The 23,689-nt window shown below is 59.3% G+C and carries 21 protein-coding genes; 17 read left to right on the plus strand and 4 right to left on the minus strand.

Annotation, left to right across the window (positions count from 1 at the left end):
- Positions 1-53: 53 nt before the first annotated feature.
- A complete protein-coding gene (gene argA / locus CKW17_RS11245) occupies positions 54-1,352 on the plus strand; it encodes an amino-acid N-acetyltransferase (protein WP_095119881.1) in 1,299 nt (432 codons plus the stop codon).
- 83 nt (positions 1,353-1,435) lie between these two features.
- On the opposite strand, the gene tauA is transcribed toward argA, so the two are convergent.
- Positions 1,436-2,371 (minus strand): taurine ABC transporter substrate-binding protein, encoded by a 936-nt coding sequence (gene tauA, locus CKW17_RS11250; protein WP_371850955.1) that lies wholly within the window; start codon positions 2,369-2,371, stop codon positions 1,436-1,438.
- A gap of 418 nt (positions 2,372-2,789) precedes the next feature.
- Here tauA and CKW17_RS11255 point away from each other — a divergent pair, with 418 nt between their 5' ends.
- The 8 genes from CKW17_RS11255 to CKW17_RS11290 all read left to right on the plus strand — a co-directional run bounded on the left by CKW17_RS11255 (position 2,790) and on the right by CKW17_RS11290 (position 10,108).
- A complete protein-coding gene (locus CKW17_RS11255) occupies positions 2,790-4,124 on the plus strand; it encodes an OprD family porin (RefSeq protein ID WP_095119883.1) in 1,335 nt (444 codons plus the stop codon).
- Positions 4,125-4,421: 297 nt separating this feature from the next.
- The gene (locus CKW17_RS11260) at positions 4,422-5,060 is read left to right on the plus strand and encodes a peroxiredoxin (RefSeq protein WP_007913831.1); all 639 of its coding nucleotides are present in this window, start codon (positions 4,422-4,424) and stop codon (positions 5,058-5,060) included.
- Between the two features lie 308 nt (positions 5,061-5,368).
- Positions 5,369-5,962 (plus strand): NADPH-dependent FMN reductase, encoded by a 594-nt coding sequence (gene ssuE, locus CKW17_RS11265; protein ID WP_007913832.1) that lies wholly within the window; start codon positions 5,369-5,371, stop codon positions 5,960-5,962.
- A gap of 90 nt (positions 5,963-6,052) precedes the next feature.
- A complete protein-coding gene (locus CKW17_RS11270) occupies positions 6,053-7,018 on the plus strand; it encodes a sulfonate ABC transporter substrate-binding protein (RefSeq protein WP_038358995.1) in 966 nt (321 codons plus the stop codon).
- Positions 7,019-7,043: 25 nt separating this feature from the next.
- On the plus strand, positions 7,044-8,192 hold the full coding sequence (gene ssuD / locus CKW17_RS11275) for an FMNH2-dependent alkanesulfonate monooxygenase (protein WP_018928626.1): 1,149 nt from the start codon (positions 7,044-7,046) through the stop codon (positions 8,190-8,192).
- Between the two features lie 8 nt (positions 8,193-8,200).
- Positions 8,201-8,983 (plus strand): aliphatic sulfonate ABC transporter permease SsuC, encoded by a 783-nt coding sequence (ssuC, locus tag CKW17_RS11280; RefSeq protein ID WP_003229260.1) that lies wholly within the window; start codon positions 8,201-8,203, stop codon positions 8,981-8,983.
- On the plus strand, positions 8,980-9,786 hold the full coding sequence (ssuB, locus tag CKW17_RS11285; RefSeq protein ID WP_095119884.1) for an aliphatic sulfonates ABC transporter ATP-binding protein: 807 nt from the start codon (positions 8,980-8,982) through the stop codon (positions 9,784-9,786). The genes ssuC and ssuB overlap by 4 nt, the downstream gene beginning before the upstream one ends.
- A 106-nt stretch (positions 9,787-9,892) precedes the next feature.
- Positions 9,893-10,108 carry a molybdopterin-binding protein gene (locus CKW17_RS11290; protein WP_003229256.1) on the plus strand — a complete coding sequence of 72 codons (216 nt, stop codon included), beginning with the start codon at positions 9,893-9,895 and terminating at the stop codon, positions 10,106-10,108.
- Positions 10,109-10,387: 279 nt separating this feature from the next.
- Here CKW17_RS11290 and CKW17_RS11295 read toward each other — a convergent pair whose 3' ends face one another.
- Both CKW17_RS11295 and CKW17_RS11300 read right to left on the minus strand, forming a co-directional pair.
- Positions 10,388-11,014 carry a TetR/AcrR family transcriptional regulator gene (locus CKW17_RS11295; RefSeq protein WP_095119885.1) on the minus strand — a complete coding sequence of 209 codons (627 nt, stop codon included), beginning with the start codon at positions 11,012-11,014 and terminating at the stop codon, positions 10,388-10,390.
- Positions 11,015-11,240: 226 nt separating this feature from the next.
- Positions 11,241-12,617 carry a glutamine synthetase family protein gene (locus CKW17_RS11300; protein ID WP_007913842.1) on the minus strand — a complete coding sequence of 459 codons (1,377 nt, stop codon included), beginning with the start codon at positions 12,615-12,617 and terminating at the stop codon, positions 11,241-11,243.
- 729 nt (positions 12,618-13,346) lie between these two features.
- Here CKW17_RS11300 and CKW17_RS11305 point away from each other — a divergent pair.
- The 7 genes from CKW17_RS11305 to CKW17_RS11335 all read left to right on the plus strand — a co-directional run bounded on the left by CKW17_RS11305 (position 13,347) and on the right by CKW17_RS11335 (position 21,710).
- Positions 13,347-14,705: a glutamine synthetase family protein gene (locus CKW17_RS11305; RefSeq protein WP_034151968.1), complete on the plus strand. Its 1,359-nt coding sequence runs from the start codon at positions 13,347-13,349 to the stop codon at positions 14,703-14,705.
- A 56-nt stretch (positions 14,706-14,761) separates the two neighbouring features.
- Entirely contained in the window at positions 14,762-16,126 is a 1,365-nt protein-coding gene (locus tag CKW17_RS11310; RefSeq protein ID WP_034151967.1) for an aspartate aminotransferase family protein, read from the plus strand.
- 172 nt (positions 16,127-16,298) lie between these two features.
- Positions 16,299-17,411, plus strand: a complete 1,113-nt coding sequence (locus tag CKW17_RS11315) for a polyamine ABC transporter substrate-binding protein (RefSeq protein ID WP_007913851.1) — start codon at positions 16,299-16,301, stop codon at positions 17,409-17,411.
- Positions 17,412-17,599: 188 nt separating this feature from the next.
- Positions 17,600-18,697, plus strand: a complete 1,098-nt coding sequence (locus tag CKW17_RS11320) for a polyamine ABC transporter substrate-binding protein (protein ID WP_095119886.1) — start codon at positions 17,600-17,602, stop codon at positions 18,695-18,697.
- A gap of 66 nt (positions 18,698-18,763) precedes the next feature.
- Positions 18,764-19,906 carry an ABC transporter ATP-binding protein gene (locus tag CKW17_RS11325; RefSeq protein ID WP_007913856.1) on the plus strand — a complete coding sequence of 381 codons (1,143 nt, stop codon included), beginning with the start codon at positions 18,764-18,766 and terminating at the stop codon, positions 19,904-19,906.
- A 35-nt stretch (positions 19,907-19,941) separates the two neighbouring features.
- Positions 19,942-20,823: an ABC transporter permease subunit gene (locus CKW17_RS11330; protein WP_176091783.1), complete on the plus strand. Its 882-nt coding sequence runs from the start codon at positions 19,942-19,944 to the stop codon at positions 20,821-20,823.
- A complete protein-coding gene (locus tag CKW17_RS11335; protein WP_007913861.1) occupies positions 20,820-21,710 on the plus strand; it encodes an ABC transporter permease subunit in 891 nt (296 codons plus the stop codon). The genes CKW17_RS11330 and CKW17_RS11335 overlap by 4 nt, the downstream gene beginning before the upstream one ends.
- 140 nt (positions 21,711-21,850) lie before the next feature.
- Here CKW17_RS11335 and CKW17_RS11340 read toward each other — a convergent pair whose 3' ends face one another.
- Positions 21,851-22,492 (minus strand): HD domain-containing protein, encoded by a 642-nt coding sequence (locus CKW17_RS11340; protein ID WP_095119887.1) that lies wholly within the window; start codon positions 22,490-22,492, stop codon positions 21,851-21,853.
- A 226-nt stretch (positions 22,493-22,718) separates the two neighbouring features.
- On the opposite strand from CKW17_RS11340, the gene CKW17_RS11345 reads away from it, so the two are divergent.
- Positions 22,719-23,684: a GlxA family transcriptional regulator gene (locus CKW17_RS11345; protein WP_095119888.1), complete on the plus strand. Its 966-nt coding sequence runs from the start codon at positions 22,719-22,721 to the stop codon at positions 23,682-23,684.
- The last annotated feature ends 5 nt before the right edge of the window (positions 23,685-23,689 follow it).

Genomic DNA, 23,689 nt, shown 5'->3' on the forward strand with positions numbered 1-23,689 from the left:
GCGTTTTCCGTTTCGCCCCTTTTTAGGCTGCTATTTATTACAGGCCCAGGTTCATGCCCGAATACGTTAACTGGCTTCGTCACGCGTCCCCTTACATCAATGCCCACCGCGACTGCACCTTCGTCGTCATGCTGCCCGGCGACGGCGTGGAGCATCCGAACTTCGGCAACATCGTCCACGACCTAGTCTTGCTGCACAGCCTTGGCGTTCGACTGGTGCTGGTGCACGGTTCGCGCCCGCAGATCGAAACCCGCCTCGCCGCGCGTGGGCTGACCCCGCATTACCACCACGGCATGCGCATCACCGATGCCGCGACCCTGGAATGCGTGATCGACGCGGTCGGCCAATTGCGCATCGCCATCGAAGCGCGTTTGTCGATGGACATGGCGTCGTCGCCGATGCAGGGCTCGCGTTTGCGCGTGGCCAGCGGCAACCTCGTTACCGCGCGGCCGATCGGCGTGCTCGAAGGCGTCGACTATCACCACACCGGCGAAGTGCGCCGGGTCGACCGCAAGGGCATCAATCGCCTGCTCGATGAGCGCTCGATTGTGCTGCTGTCGCCGCTGGGCTATTCGCCGACCGGTGAAATCTTCAACCTCGCCTGCGAAGACGTCGCTACCCGCGCCGCCATCGACCTGGGCGCCGACAAACTGCTGCTGTTCGGTGCCGACCTCGGTCTGATCGACGAAAACGGCAAACTGGTGCGCGAACTGCGTCCACAGCAAGTGCCGGCGCATTTACAGCGCCTTGGCAGCAACTATCAGGCGGAACTGCTCGATGCTGCCGCTGAGGCTTGCCGTGGCGGTGTCGCGCGCAGTCATATCGTCAGTTATGCCGAAGACGGCGCACTGCTGACCGAGCTGTTTACCCGTGACGGTGGCGGTACGTTGGTCGCGCAGGAGCAATTCGAACTGGTGCGCGAGGCAGCGATTGAAGACGTCGGCGGCTTGCTCGACTTGATCAGTCCGCTGGAAGAGCAGGGGATTCTGGTGCGGCGTTCGCGCGAAGTGCTGGAACGCGAGATCGAACAGTTCAGCGTGGTCGAGCGTGAAGGCATGATCATCGCCTGTGCGGCGCTGTATCAGATCGCCGATTCCGATGCCGGTGAACTGGCGTGTCTGGCGGTGAATCCGGAGTACCGTCATGGCGGTCGCGGTGATGAACTGTTGGAGCGCATCGAAACCCGTGCGCGGGCGCAGGGTTTGAAGACCTTGTTCGTTCTCACCACGCGCACCGCGCACTGGTTCCGTGAGCGCGGGTTCGAACCGAGCAGCGTTGAACGCCTGCCAGCGGCGCGGGCTTCGTTGTACAACTTCCAGCGCAATTCGAAAATCTTCGAAAAGACTCTGTAACCGAGGCGCTCCATTCGCGAGCAGGCTCGCTCCCACATTTGTTCAATGAACCCATGTGGGAGCGAGCCTGCTCGCGAAGCTTTTTACTGGGCGATGAACTTCGCGCTGACGTACGGCGAGTAGTCCGGCAGCACCGTCTCAACCTTGCCCTGTTCCTTCAAAAACTTCGCCGTCTCGCCAATCGCCTTTGCTGTGCCGCCGTCCAGCAGCGCTGTAGTTTGCTGCGCCTTGGCATCCGGGAACGCTGAACCTGCGAGCAATTCCGGTACATCGGCGGCGTTGGCACCGGTCAGTTTGGCGATTTTCTGTACCGGCACCGAGTCGGCCGTCCAGCTGTCTTTATGCGCCGCGTAATCGGCAAATGAATCCAGCGTGACCTTGGCGAATTTCGCTACGACGTCGGGGTGCTTCTCGGCGAAATCCTTGCGCGCGACCCAAACCTCGAAGGTCGGCGCGCCCCACTGACCGACCTGTGCGGCATCGGTCAGAGTCTTGCCGGTCTTGCGGATTTCCCCCAGCGCCGGCGACCAGACAAACGCGCCATCGATATCGCCACGTTTCCACGCCGCTGCAATCTCTGCCGGTTGCAGGTTCACCACTTTGACTTTCGAGCTATCCAGCCCCCAATGCTTGAGTGCGCCGAGCAGGCTGTAGTGGGAGGTGGAAACGAAGGGCGTGGCGATGGTCTTGCCGACCAGATCCTGGGGTGTGTTGATGCCGCTGCCATTGCGCACCACCAACGCTTCGGCGGCATTGATCTGCGCTGAAACGATGAACGCGACAATTGGCAGATTACGCGAGGCCGCCGCTGCCAACGGGCTGGAACCGAGGTTGCCGATCTGCACGTCACCCGAAGCAATGGCTGTCACAACTTCCGGGCCACTGTTGAAGCGGCGCCAGTCGATTTTCTCGCCGATGGTTTTTTCGTAGACGCCGTCGGCCTGGGGGACTTTGCTCGGGTCGATACCGGTTTGATAACCCACGGTGAGGTTGGCGGCATGGGCGGAAAAACTAATCATCGCCGACACACAAACTGTAACAAATTGACTAGATAGTGCGCGTTTGGCCATCATGGCGTCGCCTTTTCGATAGGGTTTGACGATTCGGGGTTGCGCCAAAGCTAATCGATATAAAAAAAGGCTAACAAATACCATTTAGGAATGAGCTTAGTCGCCGATACGCTGTTTCCCAGCGGAGATGGCACGATAATGGCCATATTCCGAAATGATATGAAAAAGAATGAATAAATTCTTTTTGGGTTTATCAGGAAATCTTTACTCTGCACGGACCAAATCACTGCGATTAGACCTTGGTCGTAGACATACAAGGTTACGATTGACTTGTCAGTCACGGTCTGGCGCTAATCGCGCATCTTAGGACCCAGGGCATCAGACCCCGGGCCAGGAACACAAGAATTAGAAACGAGAGGAGCTTTACATGAACAAGTCCACCTTGGCCCTGGCTGTGGCCGTAGGGGTTATGGCGCAGCAGGCAGGCGCCGCCGGTTTCATCGAAGACAGCAAAGCTACTTTGGGGCTGCGTAACTTCTACATCAACACTGACAACCGTAGTGGTCCGGGCGCCAACAAGAACGAAGAGTGGGGCCAAGGCTTCGATCTGCGGTTCATTTCCGGCTACACCCAAGGCACTGTGGGCTTTGGTGTCGACGCTATCGGCCTGTTGGGCGTGCGTCTGGATTCAGGTGGCGGCACCAACGGTGCTTCCAACAACTCGTACGGCGGCACTGTGTTCCCGAGCAAGTCCAATGGCGAAGCAGTTGATGACTTCTCCAGCCTGGGCCTGACTGCCAAAGCCAAGATCTCTCAGACCGAACTGAAACTGGGCACCCTGCAGCCAAAACTGCCGGTTATCGTTACCAACGACGGTCGTTTGCTGCCACAAACCTGGCAGGGTGGTCAGATCACCTCCGCCGAGATCAAAGACCTGACCCTGGTCGGCGGTCAGATCGAACACGTTAAAGGTCGTAACTCCAGCAACAATGAACAGCTGTCCATCGGTGGTGCAAACGCGCGTACCGCTAACAGCAACAAGTTCATCTATGCCGGTGGTGATTATAAAATCACCAAGGACCTGACAGCTCAGTATTACTACGGCAACCTGGAAGACTTCTACAAGCAGCACTTCCTGGGCCTGGTTCATAACTGGTCGATCGGCCCAGGTGTATTGAAGTCCGATTTCCGTTATTTCAATAGCTCCGACGACGGTCTGAACGGCCACAACCCGGCTTATTACAGCAACGGCAACTACAGCAGTACCGGTAACGGTAAAGGTAAAGTCGACAACAACCTTTACAGCGGCCTGTTCCTGTACACCGTTGAAGGCCACACCTTCGGTGGCGGTTATCAGGTCAGCAACGGCAGCAGCGACTTCCCTTGGCTGAACCAGGGCGACGGTTCCTCGAACTACACCATCACTGACATGCAAATCCAGAAGTTCGGTCGTGCTGGCGAGAAAACCTGGCAGGCACGCTACTCCTATGATTTCGCCAAAGTTGGTGTGCCTGGCCTGACTGCTGGCATGGTTTACCTGCGTGGTGACGATATCGACACCAACAGAACCTCTACCGCTCCAGCTGGCAACAACAGCTCCGAGTGGGAGCGCGACCTGACCATCGGTTACGTCGTACCGGAAGGCCCGTTGAAAAACGTCGGCTTCATGTGGAAAAACGCTACCTGGCGCACCAACATCCCGGGCGTTCGCGACCAGGATGAAAACCGCTTGATCCTCAGCTACTCGATCCCGCTGCTGTAATAGCGCGCCTCGACTCGCTGAAGTAAAAAAAGCCCCGTCCGGCATCGCGCCGGACGGGGCTTTTGCGTTTTCGAGTCAGACTCACCCCCGTAAGCCCTCCCCGAAATTCCCCTCTTTACAGCAACTCAAGGCCTTCTCGAACCTTGGGGCCGATGTTCGTCGGGATGCCTGCCAGCGTCCAGTGAACAGATGTTTAATATTCACTTATGATCTAGATATCTCATTATTTATTCTTTTTCACGATGGCAAATCACGGGCTACAGTTGAGGTCTCGAACAACTCATCAGGAGCAGCACCATGAGCCTCAGACTCGGCGACATCGCCCCCGATTTCGAACAGGATTCCAGCGCCGGCAAGATTCGTTTCCACGAATGGCTGGGCGATAGCTGGGGCGTGCTGTTCTCCCACCCGGCGGACTTCACCCCGGTGTGCACCACTGAGCTGGGCTTCACCGCCAAGCTCAAGGATGAGTTCAGCAAACGCGGCGTCAAAGCCATTGCGCTGTCGGTCGATCCGGTGGACTCGCACCACAAGTGGATCGAAGACATCAACGAAACCCAGAACACGGTCGTCAACTTCCCGATCCTGGCCGATGCCGATCGCAAAGTTTCCGACCTCTACGATCTGATCCACCCGAACGCCAACGACACGCTGACCGTGCGTTCGCTGTTCGTGATCGACCCGAACAAGAAGATTCGCCTGACCATCACTTACCCAGCGAGCACCGGGCGCAACTTCCACGAGATTCTGCGGGTGATCGATTCGCTGCAGCTCACCGACAACTACAAGGTGGCCACCCCGGCCAACTGGCAGGACGGTGAAGAGGTGGTGATCGTGCCTTCGCTCAAGGATGAGGAAGAGATCAAGCAGCGTTTTCCGAAGGGTTATCGTGCCGTGAAGCCATACCTGCGCCTGACGCCACAGCCGAACAAGTGAAATTTGCGGTGTAGCCACCACCGCCATCGCGAGCAGGCTCACTCCTACAGGGAGACGCATTCCAAATGTAGGAGTGAGCCTGCTCGCGATGGCGTTAGTCCAGTCACCACGGAACCACTAAGCAGGGGATTTCAGGCCGTCTCGACGGCCTTTTTTTCGCCCGAAACAAAGCGAATCGCATATCTCCTAAATGCATAACCAAATGAATAAATATGATTTATGGATATATAAATCAGCTGGTAAGGTCACTCCCATCGAAGCGAGATCGCAACCCGCGAATCGCCTGTAACGCTTAAGGAATTGTCTCGATGCTGGTCGTCTCACTCGGTGGCAGTCCCAGCCTGCGCTCCCGTTCCGGGGTGCTGCTGGAACGCTCGCAACGCTGGTTGCAGGCGCAAGGGGTGGAAGTGGTGAGTTATCAGGTGCGGGACTTCCCGGCCGAAGATTTGCTCCATGCCCGCTTCGACAGCCCGAAGGTGCTCGACCTGCTGCAACAGATTGAAAACGCCGACGGCCTGCTGATCGCCACACCGGTTTACAAAGCATCGTTCTCCGGCGCCCTGAAAACCCTGCTGGATCTGCTGCCCGAGCGCGCGCTGAACCACAAGATTGTCTTGCCGATGGCCACTGGCGGCAGCATCGCCCACATGCTGGTGGTCGATTACGCCCTCAAGCCTGTGTTGTCGGCGTTGAAAGCCCAGGAAATGCTCCAGGGGATTTTCGCCGAGGACAGCCAGATCGCTTACGGCGAAGGCAGTGCTGCGGCGCAACTGGCACCGGCGTTGGAGCAGCGTCTGCATGAAGCGCTGGATCAGTTTGTCGGCGCCATGGCCCGCCGGCCGAAACCGCTGGAACCGGGCCTGTTGAACGAACGTTTGTTGAGTGCTCGCTGGAGCATTTAAGCCACACCCGCATTTGATGTAACTCACCTTACTTCGCCGCTAACGGTCAAGCAGGTGCAGCCAAAACCCAACAGCAAAAAGGAGAGCGCTATGCGCACTGTATTTTTGCGTCGTGGTCTGGTCGCTCTGTTTGCTGCGGCTGTCACCTTCGGCGCCATCACTCAAGCTCAAGCCGAGACCCTTCGGATCGGTTATCAGAAGTACGGCACGCTGGTGCTGCTCAAAGCCAAAGGCACTTTGGAAAAACGTCTGGCCGCTCAAGGCGTCGACGTGCAATGGACTGAATTCCCCGGTGGCCCGCAACTGCTCGAAGGCCTGAACGTCGGCTCGATCGACTTCGGTGTCACCGGCGAAACCCCGCCAGTCTTCGCCCAGGCTGCCGGCGCCGATTTGCTTTACGTCGCTTATGAACCACCCGCGCCGAACAGCGAAGCGATCCTTGTGCCGAAAGACTCGCCGATCAAATCGGTGGCCGATCTCAAAGGCAAGAAAGTCGCCCTGAACAAAGGCTCCAACGTTCACTACCTGCTGGTGCGTGCACTGGAAGACGCCGGCCTCAAATACACCGACATTCAAACCGTATTCCTGCCGCCAGCCGATGCTCGCGCCGCGTTCGAACGTGGCAGCGTCGACGCCTGGGTCATCTGGGATCCGTACCAGGCTGCCGCCGAGAAACAGCTGCAAGCGCACACCCTGCGCGACGGCAAAGGCATCGTCGACAACCACCAGTTCTATCTCGCGACCAAGCCTTACGCACAGAAAAATCCCGAGGTGATCAAGACCCTCGTTGAGGAAGTGCGCGCCGTCGGCGAATGGTCGAAAGCCAACCCTGAAGACGTGACCCAACAAGTCGCGCCACTGCTCGGCCTGCCGGCGGACATCACCCTGACCTCGGTCAAGCGCCAGGGCTACGGCGCGCTGTTCCTGACTCCGGAAGTGGTCGCCGCGCAGCAGAAAATCGCTGACACGTTCTTCCAGCTCAAGCTGATTCCGAAGCCGCTGAGCATCAAGGATGTGATCTGGACACCACCGGCCGCTGTGGCTAAAGCGCAGTAATTCGAATCCCCAAGGAGACCACTCCATGAGCCTCAATATCTTCTGGTTCCTGCCTACCCACGGCGACGGCCATTACCTTGGCACCGCCGAAGGCGCTCGCGCCGTCGACCACGGTTATCTGCAACAGGTCGCGCAAGCAGCGGATCGTCTGGGCTTCGGCGGTGTGCTGATCCCCACCGGCCGCTCCTGCGAAGACTCGTGGCTGGTGGCGGCGTCGCTGATCCCGGTGACCCAGCGTCTGAAATTCCTCGTTGCCCTGCGCCCCGGGATCATTTCCCCGACGGTCGCAGCGCGGCAGGCAGCCACACTCGATCGCCTGTCCGGCGGCCGTGCGCTGTTCAACCTCGTGACTGGCGGTGACCCGGAAGAATTGGCTGGCGACGGTCTGTTTCTCAGCCACGAAGAACGCTATCAGGCCTCGGTGGAGTTCACCCGCATCTGGCGTCGTGTGCTGGAAGGCGAAACCGTCGATTACGACGGTCAGCACATCAGCGTGAAAGGCGCCAAGTTGCTCTACCCGCCGATTCAGCAACCGCGTCCGCCGCTGTACTTCGGTGGCTCGTCGGAAGCGGCGCAGGACTTGGCTGCTGAACAAGTGGAAATGGTCCTGACCTGGGGCGAGCCGCCAGCAGCCGTGGCGGAGAAGATTGCACAAGTTCGCGCCAAAGCCGCCAAGCTTGGCCGCACCGTACGCTTCGGCATTCGTCTGCACGTGATCGTTCGTGAAACCAACGCTGAAGCGTGGCAAGCGGCGGATCGGCTGATCTCGCATCTGGATGACGACACCATCGCTCGCGCTCAAGCGTCGCTGGCGCGTTTCGATTCGGTTGGCCAGCAACGCATGGCCGCCCTGCACGGTGGCAGCCGCGACAACCTCGAAGTCAGCCCGAACCTCTGGGCCGGCGTCGGTCTGGTACGCGGCGGTGCCGGTACGGCGCTGGTTGGCGACGGCCCGACCGTCGCAGCGCGCGTGAAGGAATACGCCGATCTGGGCATCGACACCTTCATCTTCTCCGGTTATCCACACCTTGAAGAGTCGTATCGCGTCGCTGAACTGCTGTTCCCGCACCTCGATATCGAGCGCCCGGAACTGCCGAAAAGCGCCGGTTACGTCAGCCCGTTCGGCGAGATGGTCGCCAACGACATTCTTCCCAAAGCCGCGTCGCAGAGCTGAGGCGCGCCATGAAGAAAATCATCCACAGCCTCGCGCCCTGGGCGTTGCCGGTGTTGTTGCTGGCGGTGTGGCAGTTGTCGGTGTCGGCGGGTTGGTTGTCGACACGGATTCTGCCGGCACCGGTGGCGGTGATCGAAGCCGGCGTGAGCCTGGTGCGCAGCGGCGAAATCTGGACGCACCTGGCGATCAGCGGCTGGCGCGCGGCCCTCGGTTTCACCATCGGCGGCAGTATCGGTCTGGTCTTGGGTTTCATCACGGGCCTGTCGAAATGGGGCGAACGCCTGCTCGACAGCTCGGTGCAGATGATCCGTAACGTGCCGCATCTGGCGCTGATTCCGCTGGTGATCCTGTGGTTCGGCATCGATGAGTCGGCGAAGATTTTTCTGGTGGCGCTGGGCACGTTGTTCCCGATCTACCTCAACACTTATCACGGCATCCGCAACGTCGACCCGGCGCTGGTGGAGATGGCGCGCAGTTATGGCTTGAGCGGGTTCAGCCTGTTCTGGCAGGTGATTCTGCCGGGCGCGCTACCTTCGATTCTGGTCGGCGTGCGTTTCGCCCTGGGCTTTATGTGGCTGACGCTGATCGTCGCCGAAACCATTTCCGCCAGCTCCGGCATCGGCTATCTGGCGATGAACGCCCGGGAGTTTTTGCAGACCGACGTGGTGGTGCTGGCGATCCTGCTTTACGCGGTGCTGGGCAAACTCGCCGACCTCGCCGCCCGTGGACTTGAACGTGTGTGGTTGCGTTGGCACCCGGCCTATCAGGTTGCCAAAGGAGGTGCGGCATGACTGCTCAACAACCTCCACGCCTGCTTCGCGGGATTCCGCTGGCGGTGCGCAACCTGCAGAAAACCTTCGGTTCGCGGCAGGTGCTGCGTGACATTGATCTGCACATTCCGGCGGGGCAGTTCGTCGCCGTGGTCGGGCGCAGTGGCTGCGGCAAAAGTACCTTGCTGCGCTTGCTCGCCGGCCTCGATCAACCGACTGGCGGCGACTTGCTCGCCGGTTCTGCGCCGCTCAGCGATGCGCGGGAAGACACCCGATTGATGTTCCAGGAAGCACGTCTGCTGCCATGGAAAAAGATCATCGACAACGTCGGCTTGGGCCTTAAAGGCAACTGGCGTTCCAAGGCTCTTGAAGCACTGGACGCGGTGGGTCTGGCGGATCGCGCCAATGAGTGGCCGGCGGCGTTGTCCGGCGGGCAGAAACAACGCGTCGCACTGGCACGCGCACTGATCCATCAACCGCGCCTGCTGTTGCTCGACGAACCGCTCGGTGCGCTGGATGCGCTGACCCGTATTGAAATGCAGCAACTGATCGAGCGTCTCTGGCAGCAACACGGCTTCACCGTGCTGCTGGTGACCCACGACGTCAGCGAAGCGGTGGCGATTGCCGACCGGGTGATTCTGATCGAGGACGGCGAAGTCGGCCTCGACTTGCATGTGGAACTGCCGCGGCCGCGAGTGCGTGGTTCGCACAGACTCGCAGCGCTGGAAACCGAAGTGCTTAACCGTGTTCTCTCCCTGCCCGGCGAACCGCCGGCGCCGGAACCTGTTTCACCACTGCCTACGCAACTGCGTTGGGCGCAATGAAGCCGCTGCGAGCCTCAAGCTACAAGCTACAAGTAGAAGCGCTGTGCTTTTGCTTGCCGCTTGAAGCTTGCCACTTGCCGCTTATTTCGACCTCAGGAGAAATATCATGACTATCAAAGCCATCAACGTCCGTAACCAGTTCAAAGGCTCGATCAAGGAAATCGTCCTCGGCGACGTGCTGTCGGAAATCGACGTGCAAACCGCTTCCGGCATCGTCACTTCGGTGATCACCACCCGCTCGGTCAAGGAGCTGGAACTGGTGGTTGGCAGCGAAGTGATCGCCTTTGTGAAATCCACCGAGGTGTCGATCGCCAAGTTGTAAGCCAGTGAGTAAAAAACAACCCCGGAGGGCGTGAGCCCTGCGGGGTTTTTTGTGCCTGATCTGAAAACTGCGGTGCGGCCTTCGCGAGCAGGCTCGCTCCCACAGGGGATCGCATTCCAAATGTGGGAGCGAGCCTGCTCGCGAAGAGGTCAGTCAGATCACTAGAGATGGCGATCGTTCCCATGCTCCGCGTGGGAATGCCTCTTGGGACGCTCTGCGTCCAGTGACGCGGAGCGTCACGGGCTGCATTCCCACGCAGAGCGTGGGAACGATCATGGCTCAGCGCTTGGGCAGGTAAGGCGGCAGATACAACCCAATGTAGGCATCAAACACGCGCATCCCTTCCTCGGCCATGCGCGGTGTGATCTGCCCGTGCTGTTGCACCGAGCGCGCATAAACCCGGTCACCCAACTCCATCGCCAAGGCAAACACATCGACATCCTCCGGCAGCCTCGGCAACTCGAAGTGATGATCGAACAGCTTGTGCATCAGGTCGCCCAGCTCAATGTCGTGCTGCCGGTCAGCCTGGGTCACTTCGGTCAAGCCGTGCTGGGCGAGAATCAACTGGCGTGCGGCGGCGTCTTCGTCGTAGATCTCCAGCATCCGTTGCTCGACCAGTCGCGACAGATCACGCCAGTCACGCAAAGCTTCGTGAGCGATCGGCGCTTGCAGGCAGGCGCGAAACGCCGCGTGCACATCCGCCGTCAGTGCCTCAAGCAGCGCCGGGACGCTGGCGAAGAAGTGATACACGGAGGAGGGTGGAATCTGCGCGCGCTCGGCGACGCTGTAGATCGACAGACTCGCCACACCCTCGGCGGCCAGCAGCGTGCGTGCGGCGTCGAGTATCGAATCGATGCGCGCCTGGCTGCGGGCACGGGGTTTGCGGGCGGGGGCGGGTCGCGTCATGGAAGTCTCCTGCGGGGCAGCGGGCATTGTACGAGCCGGCTTGTGCGTTGTCTTGTCGGCCTCTTCGCGAGCAGGCTCGCTCCCACATTTGATCTCCAGTGAACTTGAGTATTTGTACACACAGCCCCCTGTGGGAGCGAGCCTGCTCGCGAACCGCCGCAGGCGGCCATAAAAAAACGCCGTGGGCTGCGATAGCCAACGGCGTTCCTTTTGGCGCTGTAACCGCTTAAACGGTATGCAGATACCAGTTGTACTCAAGGTCGGAGATGGAGTGTTCGAACTCCTCCAGCTCGCTTTCCTTGCAGGCGACGAAGATATCGATGTACTTCGGATCGATGTACTTGGCCATCACCTCGCTGTCGTCCAGCTCGCGCAGGGCATCGCGCAAGTTGTTCGGCAGGCTTTGTTCGTTCTGCTCGTAGCTGTTGCCTTCGACAGGCGCGCCCGGCTCGATCTTGTTGGTCAGACCGTGGTGCACGCCGGCCAGAACCGAAGCCATCAGCAGGTACGGGTTGGCATCGGCACCGGCGACGCGGTGTTCGATACGCACGGCATCGGACGAACCGGTCGGTACGCGAATCGCCACGGTGCGGTTGTCCAGGCCCCAGCACGGCGAGTTCGGCACGTAGAACTGTGCGCCGAAACGACGGTAGGAGTTGACGTTCGGGCAGAGGAAAGCCATCTGCGCGGGCAGGGTCTCGAGCACACCGCCGATCGCGTGACGCAGCGCGGCGTTCTGCTCGGGATCCTCGCTGGCAAAAATGTTTTTGCCTTCTTTATCCAGAATCGAAATGTGTACGTGCAGACCATTACCTGCCTGGCCCGGGTACGGCTTGGCCATGAAGGTGGTGTCCATCTCATGGTCGTAAGCGATGTTCTTGATCAGACGCTTGAGCAGTACCGCGTAGTCGCACGCCTTGATCGGGTCGGCGACGTGGTGCAGGTTCACTTCGAACTGCGCCGGGGCACTTTCCTTGACGATGGCGTCGGCCGGGATGCCTTGCTCTTTGGCACCTTCCAGAATGTCCTGGAGGCAGTCGACGTATTCGTCGAGGTCGTCGATCAGGTAGACCTGCGTCGAGTGCGGACGTTTGCCGGAGATCGGCGAGCGTGGCGGCTGTGGACGGCCGTTCACGTTTTCCTGGTCGATCAGGTAGAACTCGAGTTCGAATGCGGCGCAGATGGTCAGGCCGAGCTCGTCAAACTTTGCAACAACTTGACGGAGCACTTCGCGCGGATCGGCGAAGAAAGGATCGCCTTCGAGTTCGTGCATGGTCATCAACAGTTGCGCGGTCGGGCGCTTCTGCCATGGCTCGTTGCACAGGGTGTCGGGGATTGGATAGCAGATACGATCGGCGTCGCCGATGTCCAGGCCCAGGCCGGTGCTTTCCACCGTAGAGCCATTGATATCCAGAGCAAATAGAGAGGCCGGCAGGTTGATGCCTTTCTCGTAAACCTTGTGGAGGCTGGTGCGTTCAATGCGCTTGCCGCGCACCACACCATTCATATCCGCAATCAGAAGGTCAACGTACAGAACCTCAGGATGTTCCTTAAGGAACGCGTTCGCTTCGTTAAGCTGAACGGCACGCGGGGGTACCGACATGATGCAACACCTTTGTTGTTAAAAATATCAATCATTGATCTTTTCTGGTTTCAGTCAACCCGAACGGCCTGCCGAAGTCAAGCGAGGCCTTTTTTGCCCTAAAAAAGCGCTGTGAGGGCATTTATGGGGCACTTTCGGGCGTTTTTTTGCCCTTGGGAGACTGTGCACCCGCAGGCTTGAGCAGGCCGTGTTGTATTTTTTACGGGGGTGTTGTGTAAAAAAATGAACAAGGCTAAGCTCCGATCAAACCCATAACAGCAATAATACCGGGGTGCTTCATGTCTCGCCTGCCGTTAATCGGCATCACCGACTGCTCGCAACAGTCCGGTCTGCATGCTCATCACATCAGTGGCGACCAATCCGTCCGTAGCGCAGCCAGCATGGCTCGCCCGTTAGCGACGATGTTCCCGTCCATGACCGCTCAAGCGTCAGCGTCCGATATTCTGGACGTACGGGAAAGCATCCTGTTTATGGCGTCCCCTTCCAATATAGATCGCTTTCACCCTCAAAGCCTGTGCCGCTTGCCAAGCCGTGCTCATGATTCTGCACGCCTTGAGTGTGCACAGGAAATGCAACGCCAGCGTAAAGGGCAGGTAAGCTCCTCTTTCATTGTCTATGCGCGGTGCCAGGCGTAAGCCGGCACTGCGCGAGCAAGCCCCCTTTAACGCGACGCTGCAAGCGTCAAACTTTGCCTGACATCATGTCAGGAGACTCAGCCCAGAGGCATTTATGAGTAACAACCTCGACCAGCTCACCGATTGGTTGAAAGACCACAAGATCACAGAAGTCGAATGCATGATCGCCGACTTGACCGGGATCACGCGGGGCAAGATCTCGCCGACCAACAAGTTCATCGCCGAAAAAGGCATGCGTCTGCCAGAAAGCGTGCTGTTGCAGACCGTGACCGGCGACTACGTCGAAGACGACATCTATTACGAACTGCTCGACCCGGCCGACATCGACATGATCTGCCGCCCCGACCAGAATGCCGTGTACCTGGTGCCGTGGGCCATCGAGCCAACTGCTCAAGTGATCCACGACACCTACGACAAGCAGGGCAACCCGATCGAGCTGTCGCCGCGCAACGTCCTCAAGAAAGTCCTCAAACTCTATGCCGACAAGGGCTGGCAGCCAATCGTGGCGCCGGAAATGGAGTTCTACCTGACCAAGCGCAGCGACGACCCTGACTATCCGTTGCAGCCGCCAATCGGGCGCTCGGGTCGTCCGGAAATCGGCCGCCAGTCGTTCTCGATTGAAGCGGCGAACGAATTCGATCCGCTGTTCGAAGACGTCTACGACTGGTGCGAACTGCAGGAGCTGGACCTCGACACGCTGATCCACGAGGACGGTACGGCGCAGATGGAAATCAACTTCCGTCACGGCGACGCACTGTCGCTGGCCGACCAGATTCTGGTGTTCAAACGCACCATGCGCGAAGCCGCGCTCAAGCACGACGTCGCTGCGACCTTTATGGCCAAACCGATGACCGGCGAGCCGGGCAGTGCGATGCACTTGCACCAGAGCATCATCGACATCGAGACCGGCAAGAACGTCTTCTCCAATGAAGACGGGACCATGAGCCAGTTGTTCCTGCACCACATCGGTGGTTTGCAGAAGCTGATTCCGGAATTGCTGCCGCTGTTCGCGCCGAACGTCAACTCGTTCCGCCGCTTCCTGCCGGATACCTCGGCACCGGTCAACGTCGAGTGGGGCGAAGAGAACCGCACCGTCGGCCTGCGCGTTCCGGATGCCGGCCCGCAGAACCGTCGCGTCGAGAACCGCCTGCCGGGCGCCGACGCCAACCCGTATCTGGCGATCGCCGCTAGCCTGCTCTGCGGTTACATCGGCATGGTCGAAGGCCTCAACCCGAGCGCGCCGGTGGTGGGCCGTGGTTATGAGCGCCGCAACCTGCGCCTGCCGCTGACCATCGAAGACGCGCTGGAGCGTATGGAAAACAGCGCCACCATCGAGAAGTACCTGGGCAAAACCTTCATCACTGGCTACGTCGCGGTAAAACGGGCCGAGCATGAAAACTTCAAGCGCGTGATCAGTTCCTGGGAGCGTGAGTACCTGCTCTTCGCCGTCTGATACGCCGGGCGCGGTCCTCAGCGGCCGCGTCTTCACCGATAACAAGGAGAATTGGCATGACCAGCAACAACCCGCAAACCCGCGAGTGGCAAGCACTCAGCAATGATCACCACCTGGCCCCGTTCAGCGACTTCAAGCAGCTGAAAGAGAAAGGCCCGCGGATCATCACCAACGCCAAGGGCGTTTACCTGTGGGACAGCGAAGGCAACAAGATTCTCGACGGCATGGCCGGTCTGTGGTGTGTGGCCATCGGTTATGGTCGCGATGAGCTGGCCGACGCGGCCGCCAAACAGATGCGCGAACTGCCGTACTACAACCTGTTCTTCCAGACCGCGCACCCGCCGGCGCTGGAACTGGCCAAGGCAATCGCCGACGTGGCACCGGAAGGCATGAATCATGTGTTCTTCACCGGTTCCGGTTCCGAAGGCAACGACACCATGCTGCGTATGGTCCGCCACTATTGGGCGATCAAAGGCCAGCCGAACAAGAAAGTCATCATCAGCCGCAAGAACGGTTATCACGGTTCGACCGTGGCCGGCGCGAGCCTCGGTGGCATGACGTATATGCACGAACAAGGCGACTTGCCGATCCCGGGCATCGTGCACATCGCGCAGCCGTACTGGTTCGCTGAAGGCGGCGACATGTCGCCGGAAGAGTTCGGCATCTGGGCGGCCAATCAGCTGGAAGAGAAGATTCTCGAAGTCGGCGTCGACAACGTCGGTGCCTTTATTGCCGAGCCGATCCAGGGCGCCGGCGGCGTGATCATTCCGCCCGACAGCTACTGGCCGCGCATCAAGGAAATCCTCGCCAAGTACGACATCCTGTTCGTCGCGGACGAAGTGATCTGCGGTTTCGGCCGTACCGGTGAGTGGTTCGGTAGCGATTTCTACGACCTCAAACCCGACATGATGACCATCGCCAAAGGCCTGACCTCCGGCTACATCCCGATGGGTGGCCTGATCGTTCGTGACTCCGTTGTTGCGGTGCTCAACGAAGGTGGCGATTTCAACCACGGCTTCACCTACTCCGGTCACCCGGTGGCGGCGGCGGTGGGCCTGGAAAATATCCGCATCCTGCGCGACGAAAAAATTATCGAGAACGCGCACAACGAAACGGCACCGTATTTGCAGAAACGTCTGCGGGAACTGAACGATCACCCGTTGGTGGGTGAAGTTCGCGGCGTCGGTCTGTTGGGCGCGATCGAGCTGGTGCAGGACAAGGCCACGCGCAAGCGTTACGAAGGCAAGGGCGTCGGCATGATCTGCCGCCAGTTCTGCTTCGACAACGGCCTGATCATGCGCGCTGTGGGCGACACTATGATCATCGCGCCGCCGCTGGTGATCAGCAAAGCCGAGATCGATGAGCTGGTTACAAAGGCACGCAAGTGTCTGGACCTGACCCTCAGTGCGTTGCAGGGCTAAGTGCTAGGCTTTGAGCGGGGGAGCCGTGGCGCTCGCGCTCAAAGCTGTCAGAAAGGCTGGTCTTTTCTTGAAAGACCGCCTCGGATCTTGCCAGACTAGCCGCGGTTCCAGTTGTCCGGGTTCGGCCGCTGAACAAAGTGGTTCAAAAAAGAAAAATTTGGAGCATTAACGCATGAAGGCATTAGGCAAAAAGCTCGCTGGCAAGACTCTGCTCGCCATGTCCCTGATGGGAGTCATGGCGGCTGCGGCTCAGGCGGACGACAAGGTGTTGCACGTCTACAACTGGTCCGACTACATCGCCCCGGACACCGTGGCCAACTTCGAAAAAGCCACCGGGATCAAAGTCGTCTACGACGTCTTCGACAGCAACGAAACCCTGGAAGCCAAGCTGCTGGCCGGCAAGTCCGGTTACGACATCGTGGTGCCTTCCAATAACTTCCTCGCCAAGCAGATCAAGGCCGGTGTCTATCAGGAGCTGGACAAGTCCAAGCTGCCAAACTGGAAGAACCTCGACGAAGACCTGCTCAAGGCGGTTGGCGATGCCAGCGACCAAGGCAACAAGCACGCGTTCCCGTACATGTGGGGCTCGATCGGCATCGGCTACAACCCGGCCAAGGTCAAGGCTGCGCTGGGCATCGACAAGATCGATTCCTGGGACGTGGTGTTCAAGCCTGAAAACATCGAGAAGCTCAAAAGCTGCGGCGTAAGCTTCCTCGACGCACCGACCGAGATGATTCCGGCGGCGTTGCACTACCTGGGCAAGCCGACCAACAGCAAGGACAAGGCTGACCTGAAAGCCGCCGAAGACCTGTTCCTGAAGATTCGTCCTTCGGTTGCCTACTTCCATTCCTCCAAGTACATCTCCGATCTGGCCAACGGCAACATCTGCGTCGCCGTCGGTTACTCGGGTGACCTGGAACAATCCAAGACCCGCGCCCAGGAAGCCGGTGACAAGGTCAAACTGGCCTACACCATTCCAAAAGAAGGTGCTGGCACGTTCTACGACATGGTCGCCATTCCCAAGGATGCCGAAAACGTCGAAGCCGCCTACAAGTTCATGAACTACCTGCTTGAGCCGCAAGTGATGGCCGGCATCACCAACGCCGTGCGTTTCCCGAACGGCAACAAAGCTGCTACGCCACTGGTCGACAAAGACATCACCAGCGATCCGAGCATCTACCCGTCGGCTGAAGTGAAGAAACAGCTCTACGCGATCAGCGATCTGGACGCAGCGACCCTGCGCCTGATCACTCGCAGCTGGACCAAGATCAAATCCGGTAAATAAGCCGGTTTGAAGCAACAACCACTGGCCGTCGTCTCCCGCGAAGGTGGCCAGTGGATCAATTAAATGACAGGAAGTTTTGCAGGAACGGTTTTTCGAGGGTAAGTTGCGCGCCGGTTTTGTTGCCGGGCAGTCATGGCTGTCATGCAGCGCGGGGCAACTTGGGCCCAACTAATTTAGAGGACCTCCACTTGCCTATTTTTTCTTCTTTGCGCAAAGCCCTGCTGGCCACTGCCGGCCTGACGATTGCTGTCGGAGCCCAGGCCGCCGGTACGGTGCATATTTATAACTGGTCCGATTACATCGGCGAATCCACGCTGGCCGACTTCGAGAAAGAGACCGGGATCAAACCGGTCTACGACGTCTTCGATTCCAATGAAACACTGGAAGGCAAGTTGCTGGCCGGGCGTACCGGTTACGACGTGGTCGTGCCGTCGAACCACTTCCTCGGCAAGCAGATCAAGGCGGGCGCGTTCCAGAAGCTCGACAAGTCGCAGCTGCCGAATTATTCCAATCTCGACCCGGCGCTGCTCAAGCGTCTGGAGCAGAACGATCCGGGCAACCTGTACGCCGTGCCGTACCTGTGGGGCACCAACGGCATCGGTTACAACGTCGATAAAGTCAAGGCTGTACTGGGTGTCGACAAGATCGACTCGTGGGGCGTTCTGTTCGAGCCAGAGAACATCAAGAAGCTGCAAAGCTGCGGCGTGGCGTTCCTTGATTCGGCAGATGAAATGATGCCGACCGTGCTCAACTATCTGGGCCTGAATGCCAACAGCACCAATCCCAAGGACTACGAAAAAGCCACCGACAAATTGCTCGCGGTGCGTCCTTACGTGACCTACTTCCACTCCTCGAAATACATCGGTGATCTGGCCAACGGTGACATCTGCGTGGCCATCGGTTTCTCCGGCGATATCTTCCAGGCGAAGAACCGCGCAGCGGAAGCCAAGAAAGGCGTGAACATCGCCTACGCGGTGCCGAAAGAGGGCGGTGCGCTGTGGTTCGACATGCTGGCAATCCCCAAGGATTCGTCGAACGTGAAGGAGGCCCATGTCTTCATCAACTATCTGCTGAAACCTGAGGTGATCGCCCAGGTCAGTGATTACGTCGGTTACGCCAACCCCAACCCGGGTTCGGACAAGTTGATGGAGCAGTCCATCCGCACCGATGCGTCGGTGTATCCACCGCAGGCCGTTATCGACAAGGCCTACGTATCGACCGAGTTGCCACCGAACATTCAGCGTCTGATGACCCGCAGCTGGACCAAGGTCAAGTCGGGGATGTAAGGCACACACTATCCTGGGTTCGCCTTGCGGGGCGAACTGCATTGTTTTTTTCTGGGAGTTTCGTAAATGGCAGTTGCCTCCGGCGCCTATAAGAAAGCCCTCGAGGGCGACCAGACACCGAAACAGGTGCTGGTCAAAATCGACCGGGTCACGAAGAAGTTCGACGAGACGATTGCCGTGGACGATGTGTCCCTGGAAATCAAAAAGGGCGAGATCTTCGCCCTGCTCGGCGGTTCGGGATCGGGCAAATCCACTCTGCTGCGGATGCTGGCAGGGTTCGAACGGCCCACGGAGGGGCGCATTTTCCTCGACGGCGTCGACATCACCGACATGCCGCCGTACGAACGTCCGATCAACATGATGTTCCAGTCGTACGCCTTGTTCCCGCACATGACCGTGGCGCAGAACATCGCCTTCGGCCTCAAGCAGGACAAGATTCCGGCGGCTGAAGTCGATGCTCGCGTGGCCGAGATGCTCAAGCTGGTGCAGATGAGTCAGTACGCCAAGCGCAAGCCGCATCAACTGTCTGGCGGTCAGCGTCAGCGTGTGGCACTGGCACGCTCGCTGGCCAAGCGACCGAAGCTGCTGCTGCTCGACGAGCCGATGGGCGCACTGGACAAGAAACTGCGTTCGCAGATGCAGCTGGAACTGGTGGAAATCATCGAGCGCGTCGGCGTGACTTGCGTGATGGTGACCCACGACCAGGAAGAGGCCATGACCATGGCCGAGCGCATCGCGATCATGCACTTGGGCTGGATCGCCCAGATCGGCAGCCCGATCGACATCTACGAAACCCCGACCAGCCGTCTGGTCTGCGAATTCATCGGCAACGTCAACATCTTCGAAGGCGAAGTGATCGACGACGCCGAAGGCCACGCAACCATTACCTGCAAAGATCTCGATCGGCAGATCTATGTCGGCCACGGCATCAGCACCTCGGTGCAGGACAAATCGGTGACTTACGCGATCCGTCCGGAGAAGCTGCTGGTTACCGCCGATCAACCGACCTGCGAATACAACTGGTCGAGCGGCAAGGTGCATGACATCGCCTACCTCGGCGGGCACTCGGTGTTCTACGTTGAATTGCCGAGCGGCAAACTGGTGCAGTCATTCGTGGCCAACGCCGAGCGCCGTGGCGCGCGTCCGACCTGGGGCGATCAGGTTTACGTGTGGTGGGAAGACGACAGCGGCGTGGTACTCCGCTCATGAACATGCGCAAATTCAAACGCCGCATCAACCGAATAATCCCCAATGGCCGGCAGTTGGTCATCGGGGTCCCGTTCATCTGGCTGTTTCTGTTCTTCATGCTGCCGTTCTTCATCGTTCTGAAGATCAGCTTCGCCGAAGCCGACGTGGCCATCCCGCCGTACACCGAAATTTACACCTACGCCGAGCAGAAGCTGCAACTGCTGCTGAACCTGGGCAACTACGCGATGCTGGCGGGCGACGAGTTGTACATCGCCGCTTACCTCGGCTCGTTGAAGATGGCGCTGATCAGCACCATCCTCTGTCTGGTGATCGGCTACCCGATGGCCTACGCCATCGCCACCGCCCGTAAAGAGCTGCAAACGGTGCTGGTGCTGCTGATCATGATGCCGACCTGGACGGCGATCCTGATCCGCGTTTACGCGTGGATGGGCATCCTCAGCAACAACGGTTTGCTCAACGGTTTCCTGATGAGCATGGGCTTCATTGATGAGCCTTTGCAGATCCTCAACACCAACCTGGCGGTGTACATCGGCGTCGTTTACTCGTATCTGCCGTTCATGATCCTGCCGCTGTACGCCAACCTGGTGAAGCACGACAACAGTCTGCTCGAAGCGGCCTCGGACCTCGGTTCGAGCACCTTCAACAGCTTCTGGAAAATCACTATTCCGCTGTCCAAGAACGGCATCATTGCCGGCTGCATGCTGGTGTTTATCCCGGTGGTGGGTGAGTTCGTGATCCCGGAACTGCTTGGCGGTCCGGAAACCCTGATGATCGGTAAAGTGCTCTGGCAAGAGTTCTTCAACAACCGTGACTGGCCGGTGGCATCCGCGCTGGCAGTGGTGATGCTGGCGATCCTGATTGTGCCGATCATTCTGTTCAACCGCAGTCAGGCCAAGGAAATGGAGGGTAAAGAATGAAGCGCATCCGTTTCTCCAGCCTGATGCTGGTCATCGGTCTGTTGTTCATCTACCTGCCGATGCTGATCCTGGTGATCTACTCGTTCAACGCCTCGAAGCTGGTGACGGTGTGGGGCGGCTGGTCGATCAAGTGGTACGTCGGCCTGCTCGACAACACCCAGCTGATGGGCTCGGTGCTGCGCTCGCTGGAAATCGCCTGCTACACCGCGGTTGCCGCGGTGGCGCTGGGCACGCTGGCGGCGTTCGTGCTGACCCGCATCACTCGCTTCAAGGGTCGCACGCTGTTCGGTGGTTTGGTGACGGCGCCGCTGGTGATGCCGGAAGTGATCACCGGTCTGTCGCTGTTGCTGCTGTTCGTGGCCATGGCGCAGATGATCGGCTGGCCGCAGGAACGTGGCATCGTCACCATCTGGATCGCCCACACCACGTTCTGTGCGGCGTATGTGGCGGTGGTGGTGTCGGCGCGCCTGCGTGAGCTGGACCTGTCGATCGAAGAAGCGGCGATGGACCTCGGTGCGCGGCCGTGGAAGGTGTTCTTCCTGATCACCATCCCGATGATCGCGCCGTCGCTGGCGGCGGGCGGCATGATGTCGTTCGCGTTGTCGCTGGATGACCTGGTGCTGGCGAGCTTCGTTTCCGGCCCGGGTTCGACGACCCTGCCGATGGAAGTGTTCTCGGCGGTGCGTCTGGGCGTGAAGCCTGAGATCAACGCTGTGGCGAGTCTGATTCTGCTGGCCGTGTCGATCGTGACCTTCATGGTCTGGTTCTTCAGCCGCCGTGCCGAAGAAGCGCGCAAGAAGGCGATTCAGCAAGCTATCGAAGAAAGCGCTGCCGATTCGTGGAAGCAGCCGGACGTGCGTCGGGCGCCAAGCCCGGAAGCCGCGTAAGCACTAATGGGTTGGCCTCATTATCGAGGCCAACCCAATTCAAACTGTAGGAGCGAGCCTGCTCGCGATAGCGGTGTATCAGCCAGGAAGTTTTCAGCTGACACACCGCTATCGCGAGCAGGCTCACTCCTACATGGGTTTTATGCAGTCCAGGGAGAGTTGCGGATGACCTCGACAAAGTTCATCGGCTTGAACCCCGGCTCCTGATCCCTCAGCACATCGGTCTTCACATTGCCAAACGTGGTCTGCGGACGATGGCGCAAGCCATCGGCAAACGCGCAGATGATGCATTCCTTGAAACCTTCCCCTCGCGGGTGCGCATGCACCACCGCCTCACGCTGCACGGTGCTGAAGGCTGCGTAATCCATGCCCAGCACATCCATCTCGACGCCTGCGGTCACCAGTGCCACGGTCGGGCGCAGATACTTCGGCACGCCTGGCGTGGTGTGCAGGGCAATCGACAGCCAGACCTGTTCGATATCGTAATCGCTGAGCCCGTACGGTTTGAGAAACGCTGCCGCTGCATTGGCACCGTCGACTTCAAAACGCTCGTCATCACTGCGGTGGCCTTCGACCAAACCGAGGTCGTGGAACATTGCGCCGACGTAGAGCAACTCCGGGTTGTAGGCCAGTTGCTGGCGCTCGCCGCTCAATGCACCGAACAGAAATACCCGACGCGAATGGTGGTAGAGCAGGTCGGACTCGATGTCGCGGATGTATTCGGTGGTGGCGCGGGCGAGGGCGCTGTCGGGGATATTGATGCCGGCGATGGTGGTGCTCATAACGGTTTCCTCGTCGAAAACGCCGTTGTGGCGCTGATGGGGAAAGTCTGTTCCCGGCGCGGGAAGCGAACAATCGATGCATGGCTGCGATCCTTGCCATTCGAAGCGCAAATCGTGCCAAGCTAAAAAGATCGCAGCCTGCGGCAGCTCCTACATGGGAACGCGGACACCTGTAGGAGCTGCCGCAGGCTGCGATCTTTTGTTCTTTAAGGGGGAATCCACAGCCATGAACAAAACCGTCGCCATCGTCGTGTTCGCAGGCGTGCAGTCGCTGGACGTCAGCGGCCCGATGGATGTGTTTGCCGAGGCCAACCGCTTCCTGGCGCCCGAGGATCACTATCGGCTCGAAGTGATCGGCGTCGAACACGGCTCGATGGCCTGTTCCAACGGTTTGAACCTGAATGCCCATTGGCATTTCAGCGAAGCCCTTGAGGCCTACGACCTGTTGCTGGTCGCTGGCGGCCCGCAACTGCCATTCATGGATTTTGGCGCGACGTTTGATGATTGGCTGCGCGAGGCGTGTTCACGGGCGCAGCGCTTCGGTTCGATCTGCAACGGCGCGTTCATCCTCGCGCGGGCCGGGTTGCTTGACGGGCGCACCGTGACCACGCACTGGAACGATGCCGAAGCGTTGGCGCAGTTATGTCCGACCACACAGGTCGAGGCGGATCGTTTGTACGTCGAGGACGGCGCGCTCTACACCTCGGCCGGGGTCACGGCGGGGATCGATCTGTCGCTGTATCTGCTGGCGCGTGATCACGGCGCTGAGGTGGCGCTGAGCGTGGCCAAGCGGCTGGTGGTGTTTACTCAGCGCTCTGGTGGGCAGTCGCAGTTCAGCCCGTTCCTCACGCCCCATGCGGAGCCGACGTCGGCGGTGGCGATGGTGCAGTTGTATGTGCTGGCCAATCTGACTGGCGATCTGACCATTGCCGATCTGGCCAATGCGGCGAACATGAGTGCGCGTAATTTCTCGCGGGTATTTGCGCGGGAAGCCAAAGTCACCCCGGCGGAGTTCGTCGAGCGGGCGCGGGTGGATGCGGCGCGGGTGATGCTGGAAAGTACTGTGGCGCCGTTGAAGACGGTGGCGTATCAGTGCGGGTTTCGTGATGCGCAGCACATGCGCGGGGTGTTTAACCGGCGGTTGGGGGTGACGCCGCAGCAGTTTCGGCTGAATTTTGCGGTGATGGTTTGACCCTT

This window comes from Pseudomonas sp. Irchel s3f10, assembly GCF_900187515.1.
GTDB lineage: Bacteria > Pseudomonadota > Gammaproteobacteria > Pseudomonadales > Pseudomonadaceae > Aquipseudomonas > Aquipseudomonas tensinigenes.